The sequence below is a fragment of the Paenibacillus sp. DRB1-1 genome, from assembly GCF_052119485.1.
Taxonomy (GTDB): Bacteria; Bacillota; Bacilli; order Paenibacillales; family Paenibacillaceae; genus Paenibacillus; species Paenibacillus polymyxa_B.
In genome coordinates, this window is record NZ_JBODQH010000001.1 from 2,008,916 (window position 1) to 2,030,088 (window position 21,173).

Annotated in this window: 15 protein-coding genes; 6 read left to right on the forward strand and 9 right to left on the reverse strand. The window is 47.2% G+C overall.

Going from position 1 to position 21,173, the window contains the following annotated elements; all coding sequences use genetic code 11:
• Positions 1-47: 47 nt before the first annotated feature.
• Together ACQW03_RS08880 and ACQW03_RS08885 are read right to left on the reverse strand one after the other, a co-directional pair.
• Positions 48-1,478, reverse strand: coding sequence for a sensor histidine kinase (locus ACQW03_RS08880; RefSeq protein ID WP_441949349.1), 1,431 nt, complete (start codon positions 1,476-1,478; stop codon positions 48-50).
• Complete coding sequence (locus tag ACQW03_RS08885; protein WP_071639334.1) at positions 1,478-2,152, reverse strand: response regulator transcription factor; 675 nt, start codon at positions 2,150-2,152, stop codon at positions 1,478-1,480. The genes ACQW03_RS08880 and ACQW03_RS08885 overlap by 1 nt, the downstream gene beginning before the upstream one ends.
• Before the next feature lie 151 nt (positions 2,153-2,303).
• Here ACQW03_RS08885 and ACQW03_RS08890 point away from each other — a divergent pair, with 151 nt between their 5' ends.
• Positions 2,304-4,070, forward strand: coding sequence for an alpha-glycosidase (locus tag ACQW03_RS08890; RefSeq protein WP_441949352.1), 1,767 nt, complete (start codon positions 2,304-2,306; stop codon positions 4,068-4,070).
• 130 nt (positions 4,071-4,200) lie between these two features.
• On the opposite strand, the gene ACQW03_RS08895 is transcribed toward ACQW03_RS08890, so the two are convergent.
• From ACQW03_RS08895 to ACQW03_RS08910, 4 genes are all read right to left on the reverse strand, one after another.
• A complete protein-coding gene (locus tag ACQW03_RS08895; protein ID WP_179085964.1) occupies positions 4,201-4,353 on the reverse strand; it encodes a hypothetical protein in 153 nt (50 codons plus the stop codon).
• 246 nt (positions 4,354-4,599) lie between these two features.
• Entirely contained in the window at positions 4,600-5,751 is a 1,152-nt protein-coding gene (locus ACQW03_RS08900) for a response regulator (RefSeq protein ID WP_441949354.1), read from the reverse strand.
• A 156-nt stretch (positions 5,752-5,907) separates the two neighbouring features.
• Positions 5,908-9,051, reverse strand: coding sequence for an ATP-binding protein (locus ACQW03_RS08905; protein ID WP_441949356.1), 3,144 nt, complete (start codon positions 9,049-9,051; stop codon positions 5,908-5,910).
• Positions 9,052-9,213: 162 nt separating this feature from the next.
• On the reverse strand, positions 9,214-12,630 hold the full coding sequence (locus ACQW03_RS08910; RefSeq protein ID WP_441949358.1) for an S-layer homology domain-containing protein: 3,417 nt from the start codon (positions 12,628-12,630) through the stop codon (positions 9,214-9,216).
• 276 nt (positions 12,631-12,906) lie between these two features.
• Here ACQW03_RS08910 and ACQW03_RS08915 point away from each other — a divergent pair, with 276 nt between their 5' ends.
• Together ACQW03_RS08915 and ACQW03_RS08920 are read left to right on the forward strand one after the other, a co-directional pair.
• Positions 12,907-13,887 carry an aldo/keto reductase gene (locus tag ACQW03_RS08915; protein ID WP_441949360.1) on the forward strand — a complete coding sequence of 327 codons (981 nt, stop codon included), beginning with the start codon at positions 12,907-12,909 and terminating at the stop codon, positions 13,885-13,887.
• A gap of 99 nt (positions 13,888-13,986) precedes the next feature.
• Entirely contained in the window at positions 13,987-14,361 is a 375-nt protein-coding gene (locus ACQW03_RS08920) for a MerR family transcriptional regulator (RefSeq protein WP_025722906.1), read from the forward strand.
• On the opposite strand, the gene ACQW03_RS08925 is transcribed toward ACQW03_RS08920, so the two are convergent.
• Together ACQW03_RS08925 and ACQW03_RS08930 are read right to left on the reverse strand one after the other, a co-directional pair.
• A complete protein-coding gene (locus ACQW03_RS08925) occupies positions 14,358-15,023 on the reverse strand; it encodes a methionine ABC transporter permease (RefSeq protein WP_023986716.1) in 666 nt (221 codons plus the stop codon). The genes ACQW03_RS08920 and ACQW03_RS08925 overlap by 4 nt on opposite strands.
• Positions 15,020-16,042: a methionine ABC transporter ATP-binding protein gene (locus ACQW03_RS08930; RefSeq protein WP_220030642.1), complete on the reverse strand. Its 1,023-nt coding sequence runs from the start codon at positions 16,040-16,042 to the stop codon at positions 15,020-15,022. Before ACQW03_RS08930 ends, ACQW03_RS08925 begins: the two co-directional genes overlap by 4 nt.
• A gap of 262 nt (positions 16,043-16,304) precedes the next feature.
• Here ACQW03_RS08930 and pdaA point away from each other — a divergent pair, with 262 nt between their 5' ends.
• Positions 16,305-17,102: a delta-lactam-biosynthetic de-N-acetylase gene (pdaA, locus tag ACQW03_RS08935; protein ID WP_441949363.1), complete on the forward strand. Its 798-nt coding sequence runs from the start codon at positions 16,305-16,307 to the stop codon at positions 17,100-17,102.
• A gap of 163 nt (positions 17,103-17,265) precedes the next feature.
• Positions 17,266-18,033, forward strand: coding sequence for an HAD-IIB family hydrolase (locus tag ACQW03_RS08940; protein ID WP_441949365.1), 768 nt, complete (start codon positions 17,266-17,268; stop codon positions 18,031-18,033).
• Between the two features lie 71 nt (positions 18,034-18,104).
• Here ACQW03_RS08940 and ACQW03_RS08945 read toward each other — a convergent pair whose 3' ends face one another.
• On the reverse strand, positions 18,105-19,802 hold the full coding sequence (locus ACQW03_RS08945; RefSeq protein ID WP_441949367.1) for a glycoside hydrolase family 13 protein: 1,698 nt from the start codon (positions 19,800-19,802) through the stop codon (positions 18,105-18,107).
• Positions 19,803-20,073: 271 nt separating this feature from the next.
• Here ACQW03_RS08945 and ACQW03_RS08950 point away from each other — a divergent pair, with 271 nt between their 5' ends.
• Positions 20,074-21,165: a hypothetical protein gene (locus ACQW03_RS08950; protein WP_076294511.1), complete on the forward strand. Its 1,092-nt coding sequence runs from the start codon at positions 20,074-20,076 to the stop codon at positions 21,163-21,165.
• The last annotated feature ends 8 nt before the right edge of the window (positions 21,166-21,173 follow it).

Here is a 21,173-nt window from a genome sequence, read left to right on the forward strand (position 1 = left end):
GACACCTATCGTAACGTGCCAAGTTTAAAGCCAAGGGAACTCTGAGTTTAAGTTTTGTTTAAAAAACGGATTCGGGTCCCGGCTGATGAACTGAAAATCTCCCTCTCCAAATTCATTTCGCGAGCCAGCAGTTCTGTAATCGCCAAACCGATCCCGGCCCCTTTTTCACTGGAATGTTGCTCCATACCGGGCCCTTTATCTGTGATAACCAATGCCTCTGTCCCATTATCTTTCTGTACTTGAACACCGATAAATCGGCCTGAGGCAGCATGGCGAACTACATTTTGAAAGAGATTGTCCAGCAGACGACGGAAGCCTTGCTCATCGACATTCCACACCATACTATGTTCAGGCAGGTCGATATCCACTTCAAAGCCCTCCTTTTCCCACACCGGATACCAGCTGGCTACACACTCCCGCACTAGCCGCAGGATATCACGCGGTGTGTTATTCATAGTGTATTTTCCACTAGCTAGCAGATTATAGGTGAGCAGATTATCGATCAGACTCCCAAGGTCTTTTAGCTTGTTTTCCATCAGTGTAATCGACTGTTTCCCTCTGCTGCTCAGATTTTCACCATCTAGTGTATACAGATGGCTACGCACGACCGTAAGCGGTGTCCGAATATCGTGTGACAGATCCGCGACCAGCCTCTTCCGCAGCTCTTCCTCCTGACGCTCACGTCCCCGACTCTCTGCCAACTGCTCGACCATCTGATTAAATGCTTCTTCCAGCTTGCCAATTTCATCCGGGCGTCCAGTGGCAACAAGAATAGGCAAGCCATCCTCTCCTCGCTGCGACATGGCGGCCTGAAGCTGCAACAGTCTACGCCGAATGCCTCCAAAAAACAGAAGAGATACGAATATAAAAGCGCCCAGAATCAATACGATAAAAAAGAGATAGTACATGAACATGCTACTATCTGTAGGTGGCTGTTCAAAGAACGAGCGAGGTACTTTTAATACCATATAGCCCTGATTCCCATCATTCTTGCCCCCGCCAATAAAGGCTACTACCGTAAACGGCCCCTCATAGCTTGCTTGCTTCATAAAAGCTATAGCCTGCGCAGCGTTCCATTGTTTTGGCATGTTAGGTTGTGTCGGTAGCTCCAACCTTGTTTTACCTGCGGCATCCACCCAAAACATTTGTGAGTTAGGGAACATATCTTGTTGTATTTTGCGCAGATGGGCTGAGATTTGCTCTGGTGTGGCTCCCTTCAAAGCTACAGCTTCGCGATGCCAGCTATTTTCGGTATGGGTAGTAGAGGGATAGTAAGTGTTTTTAGGCTTGAGCTCCGTCCCCCAATTCAATAACACGCTATATATCAAGGCTGTAGCAGGCAACACAATGGGCAACAGCATCATAGCAACCACAATAATGACCAGATAACGGAACAACAGTGAACTGCGAAACCGACCTCCCTGACCCGGCCTAGAGCTGGGGTGTAGCCTCCTCCAATCCTTGCGCGTCCTGCTCATTATGCTTTCACCCGATATCCTACACCACGGATCGTCTCAATGATGCGGGGTGTCGCGGGATCGATCTCCAGCTTTTCGCGAAGGTGTCGGATGTGGACCATTAAAGTTTTGTCTCCGTCGATATATGGATCTCCCCACACCGCTTCATACATTTGCTCTTTTGTCATAATTTGGCCCAAATGCCGCAGCAAATAAGCAAAGATGTGATATTGCTTACCTGTCAGTGTAATTTCCTCCCCGGTATCACGGTTCACAATACGGTTATCAGGAGAGAACACAGAGAGATGCCCCAGTTGTAAGGATTCTTCGGGCACGGTTCCCGATCGGCGCAGCAAAATCTCCATACGTGCTATGAGCTCATCCGGGTGAAAGGGCTTGGTTACATAATCGTCGGCGAAATCCAATCCTTGCAGCTTATCGTCAATGGATGTACGGGCAGACAACATGAGAATGGGAAGCTCCGGGTACTCCTTCTTGAGCCGCTTCCCCATGGTGAATCCATCCAGACCGGGTAACATCACATCCAAAATCACGAGTTGGCACGTACGGGCTGCCTCCACAGCCCCATCCCCGCTGCGAAGCCATACTACAGCGTAATTCCGCTCTTCCAAATACTGATGCGTCCAAGCACCAATATCCTGGTCATCTTCGATGTATAACACATTTGTTTTCATCATGGGCACCTACTTATCGTTTTTCTTTTATGTAATGGGCATTATAGCATTTATGGTACATGACCCACTTAAAAAGGTTAATAACTACCTTATACGACATACGCTTCACATTTTCAAATTTGAATGCTCGTGAAAAAAGGAGGCCTACCCGATGCTGCTGGAAGCGATATACCATCACCCGAAACGCAATTGGGCTTTTGGTTATAATGATGAAACGATATTTCTACGGCTACGTGCGAAGAAAAATGACCTGAATACCGTTCATGCTCTCACCGGAGATAAATACGATTGGGACCGCACCCGACAACTTGTCCCGATGTCCAAATTCGCTACCGATGGCAGGTTTGATTACTATGAATGCAGCGTAAAACCTACTCACCGTCGGCTGAAATATGGATTTTTGCTAGAAGACGGTGAGGAACGTATTTGGATGAACGAGGACGACTTCACCACCCAGGAACCCCAGAACGCAGACAGTCTGTTCCAATATCCGTTTTTGAACCCGATTGATATTCTGAAGCCACCTGCATGGGTGAAGGATGCTGTATTTTATCAGATTTTCCCGGAACGTTTTGCGAACGGTGACCCCTCCATCAGCCCAGAAAGTGCAGAGACATGGGGCGGAACGCCACAAAGAGACAATTTTTTCGGTGGCGATCTACAGGGGATTCTGGATCACCTGGATCACTTGAACGAGCTAGGGATTAACGCCATATATATGACCCCTGTGTTCAAGGCAACGACCAATCATAAATATGATACCGAGGATTATATGGAGGTGGACCCGCATTTCGGGGACAAAAAGACATTGAAAAAACTGGTCGATGCCTGCCACGAACGAGGAATTCGGGTGCTGCTTGATGCGGTGTTCAACCATTCAGGCCGTACTTTTAAACCGTTCGTTGACGTGCAGGAAAAAGGCGAAGCCTCGCCTTACAGGGACTGGTTCCATGTACATAGCTTTCCCTTGGAAGTGGCGGATGACATACCGACCTACGATACATTCGGGCTGGAACCGATGATGCCCAAGCTGAACACCGAACATCCTGAGGTGAAAAAGTACCTGCTGGAGGTGGCAAAGCATTGGATCGAAGAAATCGGCATCGACGGTTGGCGGTTGGATGTGGCAGACGAGGTGGATCACGCCTTTTGGCGGGAATTCCGCACTACGGTCAAGCAGGCCAATCCGGATGCGTACATTTTGGGTGAAATGTGGAATGAATCGTCTGAATGGCTTCAGGGGGACCAATTCGATGCAACGATGAATTATCCGTTCACCTACGCGGTGAATGATTTTTTCGTCAAGAAAGTGACCGATGCCCAAAGCTTTGCCTTCGCCATCGGACGACAGCTGGCCCGCTATCCGCAGCAAGCATCCGAGGTTGCCTTCAATCTGCTGGATAGCCACGACACACCACGCCTGCTGACACTGTGCGGGGATGACAAGCGGCTGATGCGACTGGCCGCCCTGTTCCAGTTCACGTACATGGGCGCACCCTGCATCTATTACGGCGATGAGATCGGTCTGGATGGAGATGCCGATCCAGGCTGCCGCAAGTGTATGGAGTGGGACACCGACAAGCAGGACCGCGAGCTGTTCGACTTTTACCGCGAGCTGATTGCGCTTCGTAAGGGGCACCCTGTCCTCCGTGATCAGGGAAGCATCACCTTTCTGGAGGCACAGCCAGAGGACACCTCACTTGCCTACGAGCGCCGTAGCGAGGAAGAAGTAATGCTCGTGCTGCTCAATCGTTCCGATGAGGATCACGTTTTTGAACTGGACATTCCTGAGCAGGAATGGGAATTAGCCTTTGGCGAAAGCCAGTGGTCCATAGGAGCAAAGGGGTTGCATGCCAAGCTTCCACCCTACGGATACGCTGTGCTGAAGGCAGCCCTGCTCAGTAGAAGAAAGGCATAAGCCTCTATAGGCGGATGCTGATGAAAGTACCTGTTGAATACAGGTAAAAAAGCGAGACCACCAGGAACAAGATAGTTAACTTGTTCCCGGTGGTCTTTTTACGTCGAATATGAGCTTCTACTCAAATCGATTATTTGTTTTTAATATCTGTTCTTACTACCCCAACATCCGAAGCATTGATCGAAATGGGGTTACCGCCTTGTCCTGTCTGAGCTGAAGAAGATTGTCTGACGACCACCGAAATTCTTTTATTCTTAAAGCCAGTTCGTCTCGTTCTTCCCAATGCAATACCTCCTTAAATATATACGTGAGTTCCTTAAACCTCTCAATTACGTCTCAAATGCGAAGAGATATGCTATATGAATATGCCGCTGTAGAAAATAAGTATCGGCGAATATCAGATCTTAGAGTAAAGAGGCTCGGTGATTCACACAAAAAAAAAAAACGAAATTTCCATCTATAAAAAAACACTCCAAGAGGATATTCCCTTGAAGCAGTTTCTGAGCGCTACCTGAGCCAGTACAGCAGTTTACGCAGGTAGCGTCTGTGTTTTCAATTGCACGTACAACTGGTGCGTCACCTGCTGCGGCTCAATACCCAACTCATCTTCCAGTATACGGACGAAGCTTTCATAATGCTTTTGAGCAGCGGTATAATCGCCCAGTTGGGCATAGGCGGTCAGCAGCAGACCGCAGATATCGTCTGAGTACGGCTCCCGTTGCTGTAGGCTGAGTAAGCGCTGAACAGACTGCCGGGTACAACCTGAGCGAAGCTCTTCTCTCGCCAACTCAGAAGCACATGCCAGATACATACTGCGCAGCTTCTCCCTTTTTGCATACGCCCACGGGTAATCGTGCTCTTCCAGATAGTTGCCACGGTATAGAGCCAACAGGCTCTCAATACGCGGCGTACCGCCGCTACCGGATGCAGCCCATTCGGATATTCCCCGCTCGAATAGCTCCGCATCTGTAATCCAGCCATTGCGGTTCAAGCGGTAGCGATCCAGATTATATTCCAGCTTCGTATCTTGCATCCGTTCTTTCAACGCCTTGCGGATTTGATAAACGGACGTGTGCAGGTGAACAACAGCCTTGTCCAAATGATATTCAGGCCACAGCGCATCTAGCAATTGTTCTTTGCTCACCCATTCCCCTTCATGGTGTAGTAAAAAAGAAAATAGCTCCTGTGACTTTAATGTGCGCCATTTGAATGGTTTCGCTCCTACGGCTTCCTGTCCATCCTCCAAAATTTCAAGCTTTTGAAAACAACGTACCTTGGGGGATTGCTCTGCTGTAACTCCCAAGCTGGAAGAACGGGGATCAGCCAGCGTGGCTGCAATCCGATCTAACGTTTTGGATAGCCGCCGGGCATGAACGGGCTTTAACAAGTAATCCAGTGCTTGCAGCTCGAACGCTTCAATAGCATATTCCGAGTACGCGGTCACAAAGACGATATGAATCTGAGAATCCAGCTGTTGAATCCACTCGGCGGCCTCCAGACCATTCATCTCTGGCATTCCGATATCTATAAAAACAATATCCGCACGTTCTGCCGCCAGATGATCCAGCCCCGCTTGTGCAGACGTATATTTGCCCATTACCGTTAACCGTCCGTCCGCCTCCAGCAACCGTTCCAAGTAGGTTAATGCCGACCTCTCATCATCAATTAAAATCGCCTTCATTTGTGTCTGTACTCCCTTCCTGCTGCAACCATCCATCATGATGCTCTATTTACATGCTATCTGCTCTATCCTTACGATTTTTAATTCCTTATATTTTATATATCGTATCATCGCGGACGCGACATTAGCTTTTCCGACAAATGTACTGTACTTTTTTTATTCATCGGTATTCCGGGGTGAGATCGTTTCCGGCACACGGAAGCTTACCGTCGTCCCTTGCATAGGATTACTTTCAATCCGCAACCCTTCTCCATACATATGGATAAGACGGCGGTGGATATTACGCAGTCCCACGCTGGAAGATACATGATCCTCCGACAGCAGCTGTTCCAGTCGCTCGGACGGAATCCCTACGCCGTCATCGGTCACGCTGACCACAAAATCGGTTCCATCCTCCTGCACAATCACTCGCACGGTTCCACCTGTTGCCCGTTGCATCACACCATGTCGTATCGCATTTTCCACGATGGGCTGAATGCTTAATGGCGGGATAAGCGACCGGATGTTCCTTCCTACCTCTACGATCACCTGCAAACGTTCTTCAAATCGTGCTTTTTCCAGTGCCACATACGATTCTACCAATTCCAGCTCCTTGGATAACGGCACCGTATTCTCCCTGTTCTGAAAATCAAAACTGCCCCGCAAATACTGACTCAGCTCCATGAGCAGCTCCGCTGCTTTATCCGGGTCTACGGCTACGGTCGATACAATAACATTCAATGCATTGTACAGAAAATGCGGCTTGATTTGTGCCTGTAAAAAGGCCATTTCCGAACGCACCGCTTCCTCCGCCGAATGACGCATGTTCAACAGCGTGCGCACACGCGCCTTTAATTCCTCAGCATCAACAGGCTTACGTAGAAAATCATTCGCTCCCGCCATAAAACCTGCGCGGATATCGCCGGGCAGGTCGCGTGCCGTCAGCAGCAACACTGGTAGCTCGGACAGGGAATATCGTTCCCGTATCCGTCGGCACAGCTCAATACCGGACATTTCCGGCATCATCCAATCCGTAATGACCAAGTCAAATCGAGTACGGCCATTCAGTATGTGAAGTGCCTCCTCGGCATGATCCACAGCCACTACGCTACAACCTGTGGTATATAATAGCTCCTCCAGCACCCGAAGATTGACCTCATCATCATCCACAGCCAGCACTTTGTAAGGAACAGTCTGAACTTGCTCTTGGGCATCCTCTTCATCCGGAATCACATTCTGACCCGACGTCACGCCAGGCTGCAATATAACCGCAGACGAAACATCTTTTTGAGCTTCATGTGCCAACGTTCCGGTCTGCGCTAATGGCAGTGTAAAATAAAAGGTCGAACCCTTACCCAATCTAGATTCTATCCGAATATGACCACCATGCAGCTCCACCAGACGACGGACTATGCCTAATCCAAGCCCTGTTCCACTGTATCCTTCATCCTCAGCATTCGCCCCTCGGTTAAAAGGTTCAAATATATGCGAAAGATGCTCTTGGGCAATACCGGACCCGGTGTCCTTCACACTGATTTCCATTTCGCGGTTCCCCGCTTTGGCAGAGATTACGATTTCGCCTTCCTCCGTAAATTTCACCGCATTACCCAACAAATTGTACAAAATTTGAATCAACCGATCCTCATCCGCATCCACCTTGGGCAACGAACTGGGCCATTCTTTGACAAATTGAAGCTTTTTCTTACCCACCGTATGACCCAATACCTCCAGCACAGAATTTACAGCTGCCTGTACATTAACAGGCCGACGATTTAAGGCTAATCTGCCATTTTTCAAATTAGAAAAATCCAGAATATCGTTAATTAAATAAGAAAGTCTGCGTCCTACATTCGCAATCAAGGCCAAGTTGTGCTTTTGCGGCTCATTGAATTGTGTCCCATAGCGGTCTAGCATGGATTGAGCGATATTAATAATTCCATGCAGAGGAGTGCGCAGCTCATGTGACGTGTTCGCCAGAAATTCGTCTTTTAACCCATCCAGTGTTAGCAACCGTCGTGACAGGTTCTCAACCTCCATAAACGAATGTACAAAACGTTTGGCCAGCAGAAGCGTTTGAGCCAATACGAATATGAGCATTTCATAGGCTGTCACCCCACGCACATCTCCCCAGCCCAAAATATACACAAAACTAGTCACTACAATCATAAGAATGCTCATAATACTAATGACTAGCAGTGCAGCGTCATCCGTCCGTTGAAGAAGTCCTCGAATCAAGATCAGTAATACATATCCCACACTGACTACACCAAAAAGAAGAATAAACGCTTCAAAGGATGAGAGTATCAGTGTAGGCAACAACAGCCCCATACCCAACATCAGTGCGGTTGTAATATTATAGAGGCGCAGCACGATCCGATTCATAACAATCTGCGTCGAAAGATGAACATAGCGGATCAAAAAATAGTAGAACAGCGTTGAAGAGAACGACTGTATTTTCAGTATCCATTCATAAGGTAAATCCGGTATTCCCCAAACCAGCAGCTTTTCTCCATGAGTCAGAATATAAAATAAAGCCGCGATGCAAAAACATCCTAAGTAAAGCAATGCCTTCTCCTTTTTACGTAAAAGGTATAGCATGATAAAAAATACGGTAGGAATAAAAAATCCAGCTACCAGTACGGTGTCCTCTGCCATCGCAACTTCCCGGCTATGCGCAATACTCTCGTAATCCCCAAATAACAGTGGATAAATGATTCCACCGGAGGAATAGCTATAATTAGCCACATGCACGGTAATATCAGCTGAATGTCCATCTACCGCTGCAAATCCAACATAGGGGGCATTGCCCTGCTTGCCCTTGTAGGCAGAAACAGAGGGAATGCCACTTGCTCCCACGTTTTCTCCATCAATCCATACTTGACTGGCGTTGCGAATGTTTTGCATATAGATGCCATACAGATTTTCCGCTTTTTCAGGCAACAGCACACGAATATGATAGGTTCCATATCCGGTCGCCTGTCCCTCAGGCATCCACTGATTCCATCTACCAGGCACATCTACAATCTTGGTAGAAGATCCCTTTTCCATCCCCAACTCTGAAGAACTCTGATGATTTACCCAATCCTTATCTTGCATTTCACGAAAGGATGAAGGTTGCACAAGCTGATTGGGGTAAAATTCCCACTCCCCTCCCAGCTGTACAGGGCCTTCCTTTTCGGGGTTCCAATTACGCAAATCAATAACACCGTTGTGAGCTTTCCAATGACTGTTCCCGGATAAAACACCCGACACTAACGGATACACCGGCAACGCAACCGCAAGCAGAAGTATAATAAAAAATAAAACCCCCTGTTTTTTCATAAATCCTCCGCTCTTTTCAATATCGTCTATCTTTTAGTATCGGTTATTCTAACCAGCTGTATTAGAAGCGCTGCCCATGCAAAAAGGGACGCCCGCCGCAGACAAAAATCTGTGCGGAATCGTCCCCTTCTAGACACCCTTTTACTCCCTATATTCCCCTTATTAAGGAATCATACCTTCATCATTACCACCGCCAGGAATCGAGCCTGAATCGTCTCCGCTGTTATCGCTCGGTGGCGTTGCTCCACCACTGCTGTCGCCACCTCCTGTTCCGCTGCTGTCGCTTGGCGGCGTTGCTCCACCGTTGCTGTCGCCGCTTCCTGTTCCGCTGCTATCGCTTGGTGGCGTTGCTCCACCGTTACTGTCGCCGCTTCCTGTTCCGCTGCTATCGCTTGGCGGCGTTGCTCCACCACTGCTGTCGCTGCTTCCTGTTCCGCCGCTATCGCTTGGTGGTGTTTCTCGACCGTTGCTGTCACTGCTTCCTGTTCCGCTGTTTTGTTGCTGGCTGGCTACAAAATCTTTATACTCCTGAATCGCATCTTCCAGATTCATATAATTTTTCTTAATTTCCGGCATAGGATAATACTGGTCCAGACGATTGAATGCATCCACTACTCTGTGAAAGTAGACCGTCGTAGGATCTGTACCATTTGCTGTGAGCAGATTGTTCGCAATTGTCTTGAGCTCATTGATATCATAATCAGTTACTATCCATTTGGATTGGTAGTTCGAAAACGCTGTAATCAAATCCGTGTTAGCCTGGTCTACCTGCAGCTGTGTGCTATCCGGAGTATTAAGCACAAGGTTTGCCTGATTAATTTGCCCTTGAAGTTCTTCGTTATCTTGTTCGGTATAATGACGACCGAACGTCTGAACTTCATTATTAGCTAAATTTATGTTGAAATTTAACAACGTGGTATCCACCGCTATTGGTACAGCATACTGGCTCTTTACCTGTTGCAATTCCTCGTATACGGGAACAACGTCTTGTAATTTAAAGCTGGACAAACCCAAGAAGATGGAGGCATGCTCTGAAGCAGAAGACAAGGCTTGCTGGGCTTCAGCGCTTAATGCGCCTGAATTCTGCACCAAAACTTCATTGATCGATGTCTGCATTTCAATGATTTCGTGTCTCAATTGTAGCCTTTTCTCGTTATACTTTTCAATATAGGTCCCTTTAGCCTGGCTTAATTGATTATAAGAGATCACCAATTGCTCCTCAGGGGTAAACGGCATCATGAGTGCAAAGTGCGCTTGTACTGTTTGTTGATCTAAAAGCTGCATTTCCGTATTCAAGTAATTACGAGCCACAGGGTCAGACAGCAGTTTAAGTTGAACATCTTGAACCAGCTGTTGCAGTTTTTCCCGAGTTGTAGCAGGCACTGGCGCAGTGAATTCCGCAAGTCTTTGACTCAGCTCCATGTTCAAGGTCAATACGTCCTGCTGCGTCATAGCGGTGTGCATCTTCTCTGTATATTCCTGAATGAGGTTGTCTAGTTCAGCATTTTGAGAACCACTCTGATCGTAGATAACCTGCGCTTCTTGTAAAGTATTTTTAAGCACTGAGAAGTCCGCTGCTTGTAGTGCCAAGAATGATTCTGTAGCAACTTCTATTTTTTGTGTCCATTCGTCCAACTGCTCAGTTGTAGCTAATGGATTCACATATACATTTAATCCTTCTCTCACTAAGGACTTGTAACGTGCTTTGTCTGTTTTCAAATTCTCCACGCGATCCGTTACATCAAGAAAATGCAGATAGGCATCTCTGAGTTTTACTGATGCATTGTAGACTTCAATTACTCGACGCAAGCTTTTTACTTCCCGATCCACAATATTTTGAGGCGCATTCCCTTCCAACACATTGTTGCCAAATTGAATAGCTTGACTTAGTGATTCATCCCAAAGAGGCGGGAATTCGTCGCCAACCATTCGGTTTTGTTCAAGGGTAGTCGAAGCTACCTGAATCAGTCTAACTAATTCCTGTGTTCCAATCACCGGTTCTGTGACTGAAGCTGTGTACACAGAAACATTCTGTTTCAATGTGCTGAGCGCTTGATCTACTTCTGACTGTGTAGCTGCTGTATTGTTCAGTACCAGCGTAGCTTGATTGATTGCTATGGACAGGCTTTCCTTCGCTACGGCCGTGTAAAGCGCCTGATCCGGTCCACCCTCACCTGCACGCTCCAGCAGTTCTTTGGCTGCATGGACTTCTGTCTCCAGCTGACTTCGGTCTACGCTAACAATGTCGCTGTCGTGTTTTTTCTTATCTTTGCTATCTGTGTCTGTGACAACCGATCCAGCAGAGGTTGAGTTCTTCGTACCATTTACGAGACTAACAGCCTCTTTCATCGCATCATAGTTAATGATAACATCCTGCGGCTGTTTTTGTTCCGGCAGGTTAAGCTGGTTGATTGTAGCTCCCTTAGCCAGCGTAATAAAGGGAACGCCCACATATTGTGATGCATCCAGCAAACCAATACTACCGCTAACCAACAGCTTGCCCAGTCCCTGTTGCAATGAAACACGGCTAATCGCGGCACTTCCCTCGGTCACGATCGATGCATCATTTTTCAGCGTCAGGTTGTCGATCTTCGTCGTCCCGGTTGCGGTCAGCTTGGCATCCTTGGAGCCAAGCTCCACACCGGACCATGCCGTATTTTCCAAAATGGCCGATACAGGCTGAGTTCCTGAGCCTTTGATTTCCAGAACGCCTGTGGAGGACATGTTCTTCAAGGTTACTGAGCCATTAACGATTAGGCGTCCCTCAAAAGATACACCCTTACCGTCAAAAACGCCGCCGTCTGCGTTAATTTCCAGCTTATTTACACCTGTCAGTGTACGCAAATTACGGTTAAGGTCGAATTTTGCCCCTTTTAATACAGCTTTGTTATTTTCACCGAACAAACCTTGCAAAGACCCTTCTAACTGGTAAGGGATATTTCCGATTCGAACGGTATTGCCCTCTGATTTCACTTCTCCTACCGGATGATCCAGCAGGCTGACGAATACTTCTGCACCACTCTCCCGGTTCAATGGATTTTTCAAATCCGTTGCAGAAGCATCCTCTGATAACAGACCGTAAGAGCGGGCAACCTGAACTGCATTTTGCTGTGCATTCGCTGTGCTGGCATCCTGTAAGTCCATTGCACGTACTAGTGACACGATCAGTTCTTCCTTGGTAATGGCATCCCCCGGACGGAACAGTTCCCCGTTGCCTGTCATATACCCGGCTGCACGTACAGCCTCAATATAGGGAGCACCCCATGCATCGGACGATACATCCATAAAAGAAGTCTGCGGCTGATTGTTAACTTCCAACTGGAACAGACTGCACAAAATTTTAGCCGCTTCTGCGCGGGTCAAATTCTTTTGTGCCATAAAATCGCCCTGCTTACCGCCTGTCATCAAACCCAAGGTGCGGGCTTGTGCTACAAATCCAGTTTCGCTTTGCGTATCTGCTGTCGCTGCATAAGCAGTCTGGACGCCGCCCACCCAAGGCAGAGATACGATTGAACCTGAAGCAATACCCAATACCATCGCAGATGCAATCCATTTATTTCGATTTACAAGTTTCAACATTTCCACTCCTAGACGCTATTTATTGGCATATATCCTGTTTTATCAAAGTCTTTAGTCATGTTTAGTTCTACGGATTATGCAACCAAGGAACTATGCTAAGAGAATTATACGAAACCCTACTGAACCGATTCTGAACAATTAGTCCTATATGAAGACATCCCCGCAACAAAATTGCTTGACTTGGAGTGAACTCCAAATGTAATAATATCCGGTGTAAGTAGCTGGAGTAGACTACATTTGAAGAAAACAATATCTAGGAAAGCGAGGTATAATCAAATGGACTATGTGAAACTTGGAAATACCGGCTTGGATGTATCCCGGCTTTGTCTTGGGTGTATGGGCTTTGGGGTTGCAGAACGGTGGATTCACCCATGGATACTAGATGAAGAGCGCAGTCGTCCCATTATAAAAAATGCCCTGGAGCTAGGTATTAATTTTTTTGATACCGCGAATGTATATTCAGATGGAACTAGCGAAGAAATTGTTGGACGGGCTTTAAAGGATTATACAAATCGAGATGAAATTGTCCTCGCGACAAAGGTTCATTTCCGTATGCATCACGGCCCGAATGGTGCGGGACTTTCCCGAAAGGCTATCATGAGTGAAATAGATAAGAGCCTTAAGCGACTGGGGACAGATTATGTGGATCTGTACCAAATCCATCGCTGGGATTACAATACCCCTATTGAAGAGACGATGGAAGCATTACATGATGTTGTGAAGGCCGGGAAGGCAAGATATATTGGTGCTTCTGCCATGTACGCATGGCAGTTTCTAAAGGCGTTACATGTCGCTGAAAAGAATGGATGGACCCGATTTGTATCAATGCAGAATCATTTAAATCTCTTATATCGCGAAGAGGAGAGAGAGATGCTGCCGCTTTGTAAGGAAGAAAAAATCGGTGTGATTCCATACAGCCCGCTTGCAGGTGGGAGATTGACACGTGATGTGCAAGAAACAACACATCGTTCCGAAACCGATCAAGTTGCGAAATCTAAATACGATGCGACTGCAGATACCGATCGATTGATCGTGGAGCAGGTTGCGGCAATCGCGGAAAAACGTGGAGTTCCCCGCGTTCAAATCGCACTTGCCTGGTTGCTACAGAAAGAACCGGTAACAGCTCCCATTATCGGTGCTACGAAAACGTCTCATCTTGAAGATGCAGTAGCTGCTCTTTCGATTACATTAACACCTGAAGAAATTGCATTACTGGAAGAGCCGTATGTTCCTCATCCGGTAGTTGGCGCTCAGTAAATATGGATGAAATGACAGTTTCGAAATAAGAAACGACAAGAACGCCCTATCCATTTACATAGGGCGTTTCTTGATCAGAAATCAGGAGGTGAAGTCTGCATGTTGATCGCAGAAGTAAGCAAAAAATTTGAACTATCTCAGGATACACTTCGCTATTATGAACGCATCGGACTTATTCCGCGTGTGAACCGTAATAAAAGTGGCATCAGGGATTACACGGAAGAAGATTGCAGATGGGTTGAATATATTAAATGTATGCGAGGCGTAGGACTTCCCATTGAAATTTTGATTGAGTATGTTAGGTTATTCCAACAGGGTGATGAAACGATGAATGCTAGAAAAGAACTCTTAATAGAGCAGCGCAAGCAGCTCATCGCAAAAATGAAAGATATGGAAAATGTGTTGGAACGCATGGATTATAAAATTACAAGCTATGAACAGACAATAGGTGAAAAAGAAAAACATCTAATTTAACCCCTGCGTGCTTTACGAGACAATAGGTTGCCCAAGGACTGAACACCTTGTACAAATAAGACTAGAATGATGACGGTAATCAGCATAACCAGCGTATCGAAACGTTGATAGCCATACGCGATCGCCAGATCGCCAATTCCGCCTCCGCCGACCGCACCAGCCATAGCAGTAGCACCAATCAGACCAATAGATGCTGTCGTTAACGACAAAATCAGAGAACTGAATGCCTCAGGAAGCAAAAAGTATCGAATGACCTGGAATGGAGTCGCCCCCATCGCATCTGCTGCCTCCAGTATCCCCGGATTTACCTCCAACAGCGAGTTTTCGACCAGCCTGCCGATATATGGCGCAATATATACAATCAAGGGGACAATTGCCGCACTGGTCCCAATGGATGTATTTACAATCAGACGAGTTAACGGAATGATCGCAATCAGCAAGATAATAAAGGGTAAGGAACGAACAATGTTTATGATTGGATTCAAAATATTGTGCAGCCATTTGTTCTCGAGAATTCCGCCCGGACGGGTGATGACGAGTAAAATACCGATAGGGATACCGATCAGGGCGCCAATGAATAATGATATGCTGACCATGAGCACGGATTCATACAAAGCTTCCCACAGTTGATCCCAGGTTATCGTGGTTCCTGTAATCATCATAGACTCTCTACCTCCTGAATATGGACTCCTTTGCTCTTGATAAAATCAACAGCCTGCTGAACGGCATGCTGCTCACCGCGCAGCTGGAGTGTCATATAGCCAATCGTCGTTTCTTGAATTTCCGTCATGTTGGCAAACAAAATGTTCACATGGATATCATGCTTTCGAATCAATTCATGAACCACTGGGTCGGAAGCTGCCTGTCCGATAAATTCCAGCTTGTAGATGCGTTGCGACTCTTGTTGCTCGAACGTCTGCAGTACACTGTCCGGCACTTGATCGTGAATAACTGTGCGTACAAAGCTTTGCGTCGTCGGGTGCTGCGGCTGCCCGAATACCTCCAGGACATTGCCCTGCTCGATGATTTCCCCTTTTTCCATTACGGCTACCTTGTTGCATATTCGCTGAATTACCGACATCTCATGGGTGATAATCAAAATGGTGATCTTGTATTCCTTGTTGATTTTGCGAAGCAAGTCGAGAATAGACTGTGTGGTCTGCGGATCAAGCGCCGAGGTTGCCTCATCACAGAGCAAAATGGATGGGTTGCTCGCAAGCGCCCGTGCAATCCCGACACGCTGCTTTTGTCCGCCGGAAAGCTCGTTGGGATAGCTGTTCGCCTTGTCCGACAATCCTATGAACGCCAAAAGCTCTTTTACACGCCCCTCTATTTCCCGTTTGTTGCGCTTAAGCAGCACCAACGGAATTGCAATGTTGTCGAACACCGTTTTTGATTCCAGCAGATTAAAATGCTGAAAAATCATTCCAATCTTCTTCCTTACCTTCCGCAGCCCAGAGGTCGAATAGGTATTTAACTGCTCCCCCTCAACAAGAACCTCTCCGCTGGTTACTTTCTCGAGACGATTGACCAAACGGATCAGCGTACTTTTCCCTGCACCACTGAATCCGATAAACCCGAAGATATCTCCTTTATCCACTTTGATATTTATATTTTTTAACGCTTCAATACTTAGGCCTTTTCTCACGTAGGTTTTGGATACATTCCTAAGTTCAATCATGAGTCCTAACTCCTTCCGTTCTCACAAGTATGTAAGATGTTCTGAGCTGATTGCTTTTCTTTGGCATGAACGATCGAATTAAATCCGAGTATTTTAGTAAGTTTTATAAAGTATACTACTTCGATTTAATATTCATGTCAATATGTGTTTTGAGTCTGGTTAGTTCATGTCCTTGCATAAATCGGCATGATATTGCAGATGGTATGAAATATGCCGAAGCATACACACCTTACCCGAACGGGACGGAAGCGGAGGAACATAGATGAAGCGAATATTTACCTTGTGGCTATGCGTTGCAGTTATGGGGATGTTGGCAGTTACGGCGGAACCGGCATGGGCCACTCAGACTATTGACGGACAGCCTTATCATTTTGGGTTTAAAAAAAGTAAGGGAGGGGAGCTTCCTTCTATCGCACAAGAAGGCTTTATGCACCTGATCGAAAGACAAGGTGGCATCTTTCTGGGGGATACGACTAAAAAAGAATTATTTCTCACTTTCGACAACGGCTATGAGAATGGGTATACTCCGAAAGTACTGGATGTATTGAAGGCCAAAAAGGTCCCAGCCGCCTTCTTTGTGACGGGGCATTTTGTAAAAGACCAGCCTGCTTTGATGCGACGCATGGCAAGTGAGGGTCATATTATCGGAAACCATTCATGGAGCCATCCTGATATGAGCACCATTTCTTCGGCAGAGATCCGGTCTGAGCTGGATCGGGTACGAAATGCATCGGCAGAGCTAACCGGGCAAAAAGAAATGAAATATGTCCGGCCGCCTCGCGGCATTTTTAGTGAAAAAGCATTAGCTTCCTGTCGAGAGGCCGGATATACGAGCGTATTCTGGTCTGTAGCTTATAAGGACTGGGACACAAATATTCAGCAAGGAACAGACTATGCCTATCGCCAAGTCATGAGCCAGCTCCACCCTGGTGCGGTCATTCTGCTCCATTCCGTATCCAAGGACAATGCCGAGGCGCTTGCTTCTATCATCGACGAGGCTCGCAAGCAAGGGTATGAGTTTAAAAGTCTAGACGACCTTAAGGTGAAACATTATCACTAAATAGTAACTGAATTTAATGAGAGCCGATACGTTATCAGCCCGATCTCACACCTGCCCATGGTAGCCAGTGTGAATCGGGCTTTTTAGTTTACGACCAAGGAAGGTAATGGATATAATGACTGTAAGAAATGAATTGGAAAGCACTATTTTTTGGAGGTACATCATGCATTTTGTATTTGATCTGGATGGAACGATTTGCTTCAAGGGGCAGTGTGTGTCGGATAAGATCGCAAGCTGTCTGGAACAATTGTCTCAAGCGGGACATGAAGTCATTTTTGCCTCGGCACGGCCGATTCGCGACATGTTACCCGTACTTCCTAAACGCTTTTACACCTATTCTCTGATTGGTGGCAACGGCTCTATGGTCTCCCAACAAGGCAATATAACTCACGTGGAATCCTTTTTACCGGAAGTGAAGAATGCCCTGCTCGCACTACTGGAGGAACACCAAACCACCTACCTGATTGACAGCGAGTGGGATTATGCATATACGGGTGCAGCTGATCATCCTATACTCAACAATGTGGATATCAGCAAGTTGGCGCAAAAGCTGCCTTTGGCTTCCCTGAAATCCATCGTAAAAATGCTCATTTTAACTGCTGACGATATGGATGAGCTGGCCGCCAAGCTTCTGCCGCTCGGCGTAGTCATCCATCAACACCGTAATGAACAAGTGCTGGACATCAGCCCGCAAAATATCCATAAATGGAACGCGCTTCAGAAGCTTGGTGTGCAGCCACGTCAATTTATCGCCTTCGGCAATGATGCGAATGATATTCCGATGTTCAGGGAGGCACACCATGCCGTCATGATTCATCACCATGCTGAACTGGCTGCCTTCGCGACTGAATCGATCCCTAATGAGGGGGAAAATCAAGAAGACCAGATTATCGCCAAAATACGTGAGTTGGCTGCAACAGTTACCATTTAGCCAAACGCCAAGAAAGGGAAGGTCTCTCTATGAGCCTTTTCTTCCCTTTACCATTCTACAGATAGCAACGCCTATTGCACGCTTAGCTTATACACTCTGGCTTCATATGGGCGCAGCTTCAAGGCATGCAGTTGTTCCCCTTGTACCGGCTCGTAGTTGGACAGCAGCAGCTCCGCCTTAGCGACAGGAAAGTCCTCCTCGGGCCAGTGGTACACCGGATCACGATCAAAGAAATTCAAAATGACCAGCAAACGCTCTTTTCCCAACATACGAGTGAATACATACAGCTCCGTATCTAGTGGCAACAGTAGCTTGTATTCGCCATAGACTATGACCTCATGTTGTTTGCGCAGAGCAATTAACTTGCGATAATAATGGAAAACCGAGTCCGGATTATTTCTTTCTGCCTCTGCATTAATGTGTGTGTAGTTATCGTTAATCTTCATCCACGGCTCTCCATCGGTAAATCCGGCCGCAGGACCAGCATCCCACTGCATAGGAGTGCGTGCATTATCCCGGCTTTTTCGCCAGATCGCCGCCATAATCTGTTCCTCCGGTTCACCTATCTTCCGTTGCTGCTCATAATAATTCAACGTTTCCACATCCCGGTAATCATCAATTGACGGGAATGCGATATTCGTCATGCCAATTTCCTCACCTTGATAAATATAAGGTGTACCCTCTAACATATGTGTGAAGGTTGCCAGCATTTTGGCTGACTCCACGCGATATTGTCCATCATTAGCAAATCGCGAGAGGGCCCGCGGCTGATCATGATTGTTCAGATAATTGGCATTCCATCCTTCCTCATGAAGCACTGTCTGCCAGCTGCTCATTATTTTTTTCAGCTCCACCAATGTCCACGGCTTGGATTTCCATTTTTCCGTCCCTAGCCCTTGTGCATCAATAAACATGTGTTCAAACTGGAAAACCATATTTAGCTCATGCCGTTGGTCACCCACATAATCAAGCGCCTGTTCCGGTCCTAAACCGGACGTTTCGCCGACCGTCATTAAGGGATAACGCTCCAGCACCTTTTCATTCAGTACCCTAAGAAGCACATGTACCTGCTCCAAATTGGAAAAAAGCTGATATGCCCTCACCAAGGTTCGTTTGTCAGGATTATCGGCATCCGGCAACCCTTCGGCTTTGACAATATGGGCAATGGCGTCAAAGCGGAAGCCATCGACTCCCTTTTTCAACCACCATTCCACCATGCGGTAGAGTTCGCCCACCATCTCTTCATTTTCCCAGTTCAGATCCGGCTGATGCTCGGAATACAGATGCATGTAATATTCGTCTGTAAGCTTGTCATATTTCCACACTGAACCGGAAAAATACGATTCCCAGTTGTTCGGATATCCGCCATTTTTGCCTGTTCGCCATATGTAGTAGTCCCGCTTCGGATTATCCTTGGACGAGCGTGACTCCGTAAACCACGGATGCTCATCCGATGTATGGTTTAATACCAAATCCATCATGATTTTGATGCCTCGTTCATGCGCCTGGTGAAGCAGTTCGTCAAAATCCTCCATTGTTCCAAACTCATCCATAATGGCATAATAATCACTAATATCATATCCGTTATCGTGATTGGGCGATTTATATACCGGACAAATCCAGATTACATCAATACCCAGCTCACACAAATAATTCAGCCTGGACAAAATGCCTCGCAAGTCTCCTTTACCGTCTCCGTCAGAATCCTGAAAACTGATCGGGTAAATCTGATATACAACGACTTCCTTCCACCATATTTTTCTAGGCATGTTTCCCTCCTGTAGCTTCTCTGTACATCCAATAGCTTATGCTCTTAACATACACGCAATACCTGTTTGCGAATCGTTGGTGAAGGGGAACAACAGTCTTGTAAGCTTGCTTCCGCGCATTAACAGAGCCGCTATAACCTACGGAGATTTATTTTAAAAAATATTTTGCAAAACAGGTTGTATAAGTGAACCTGGCGTTACCTATATTTATGAACTGCCCATATACATGTACTCAAAACGGTGCCACTTTTGAATAAAAGGAGGAATTTACATGAACCATCGACCCAAGGAGCCAAAGGATCTGATTGTGGAAACTGCTGTGATCCCGCCCAACATCCATGTGGATGTGGAGTCAGCCACTGAGGGGGGAACACGCCGCCTGATGCTTAGCGATAACCCGGAGACGCTTACCCATGTGACGGTACCTACCGAGCAAGCCACCCTGTGGCATGATGTGGTTCGCACCACAACGCGGACGGTCAAGCATCGCATTTTCGGCTGGCATTATAACAAACTCGACAGCGCTGCTAAATTGGGCATCACCGTAGAGAACAGAAGCGCTGCTGGACTGGAAGTACGTCATATTGAACGTGCCCTTAAGATTGTGCCTGAGGACGGCAACTGGATTATAGATGTCGGGCAGTCTATTGCCAAAAGTTGTTTGGCGGGTACGATGGAACGTCTGAAGCCAGCAGACCGTCATAAATTCGGCAAAGGCACCGCCCTGCTGGAGGAATTTGAGCTGCCCGAAGGATCGCTGGCCGGATTCATCTATGACCTCACAGTAGAATTTGCTGAAGGTCACGGCACGCTGGATTATGTGATTCGCACCGTGATCAGCAAGGATACGCAGACCGATCTGCGCCAGATTCATACGGATGCGCTTCCTCCCGTACCTCCACCACAGGCGCATCCACGAGGGGTGTGGTCCTTTTGCGAAACGAATGCGCGGATGCCAGAGTACGTGGTGGGGCAGAGCGCCAACTATCGGGCGTGTGCCACCAAAAAGCTGAACGGCGAGACTCCTGCCGATCTGCTGTTTACCGGGGAACGCAGCGAGCTGGGGCCTGCGCTAGATAATCGCGGACAATTCGGAACCATATACAACGCGACGATTCCCATCATTAATGACAGTGACGAGGACCGTACGGTCCGCATCTACGCCAATCCGCGTGGGGGCGCGTTCGCCGGGTCTGTGCGTGTGGATGATCGTGTTTATGGTATCCCTCTGCTACGAGATAATACCAAGGTATGCCGATTGGCTGATATCAGCGTCCCTCCCGGCAGATCCAGCTATGATTTCAGCTTCATGGTCGCCGGCAGTGCAACTACGCCGCTAGGTCTGTACGTCATCACACTATAGCTGTGCTC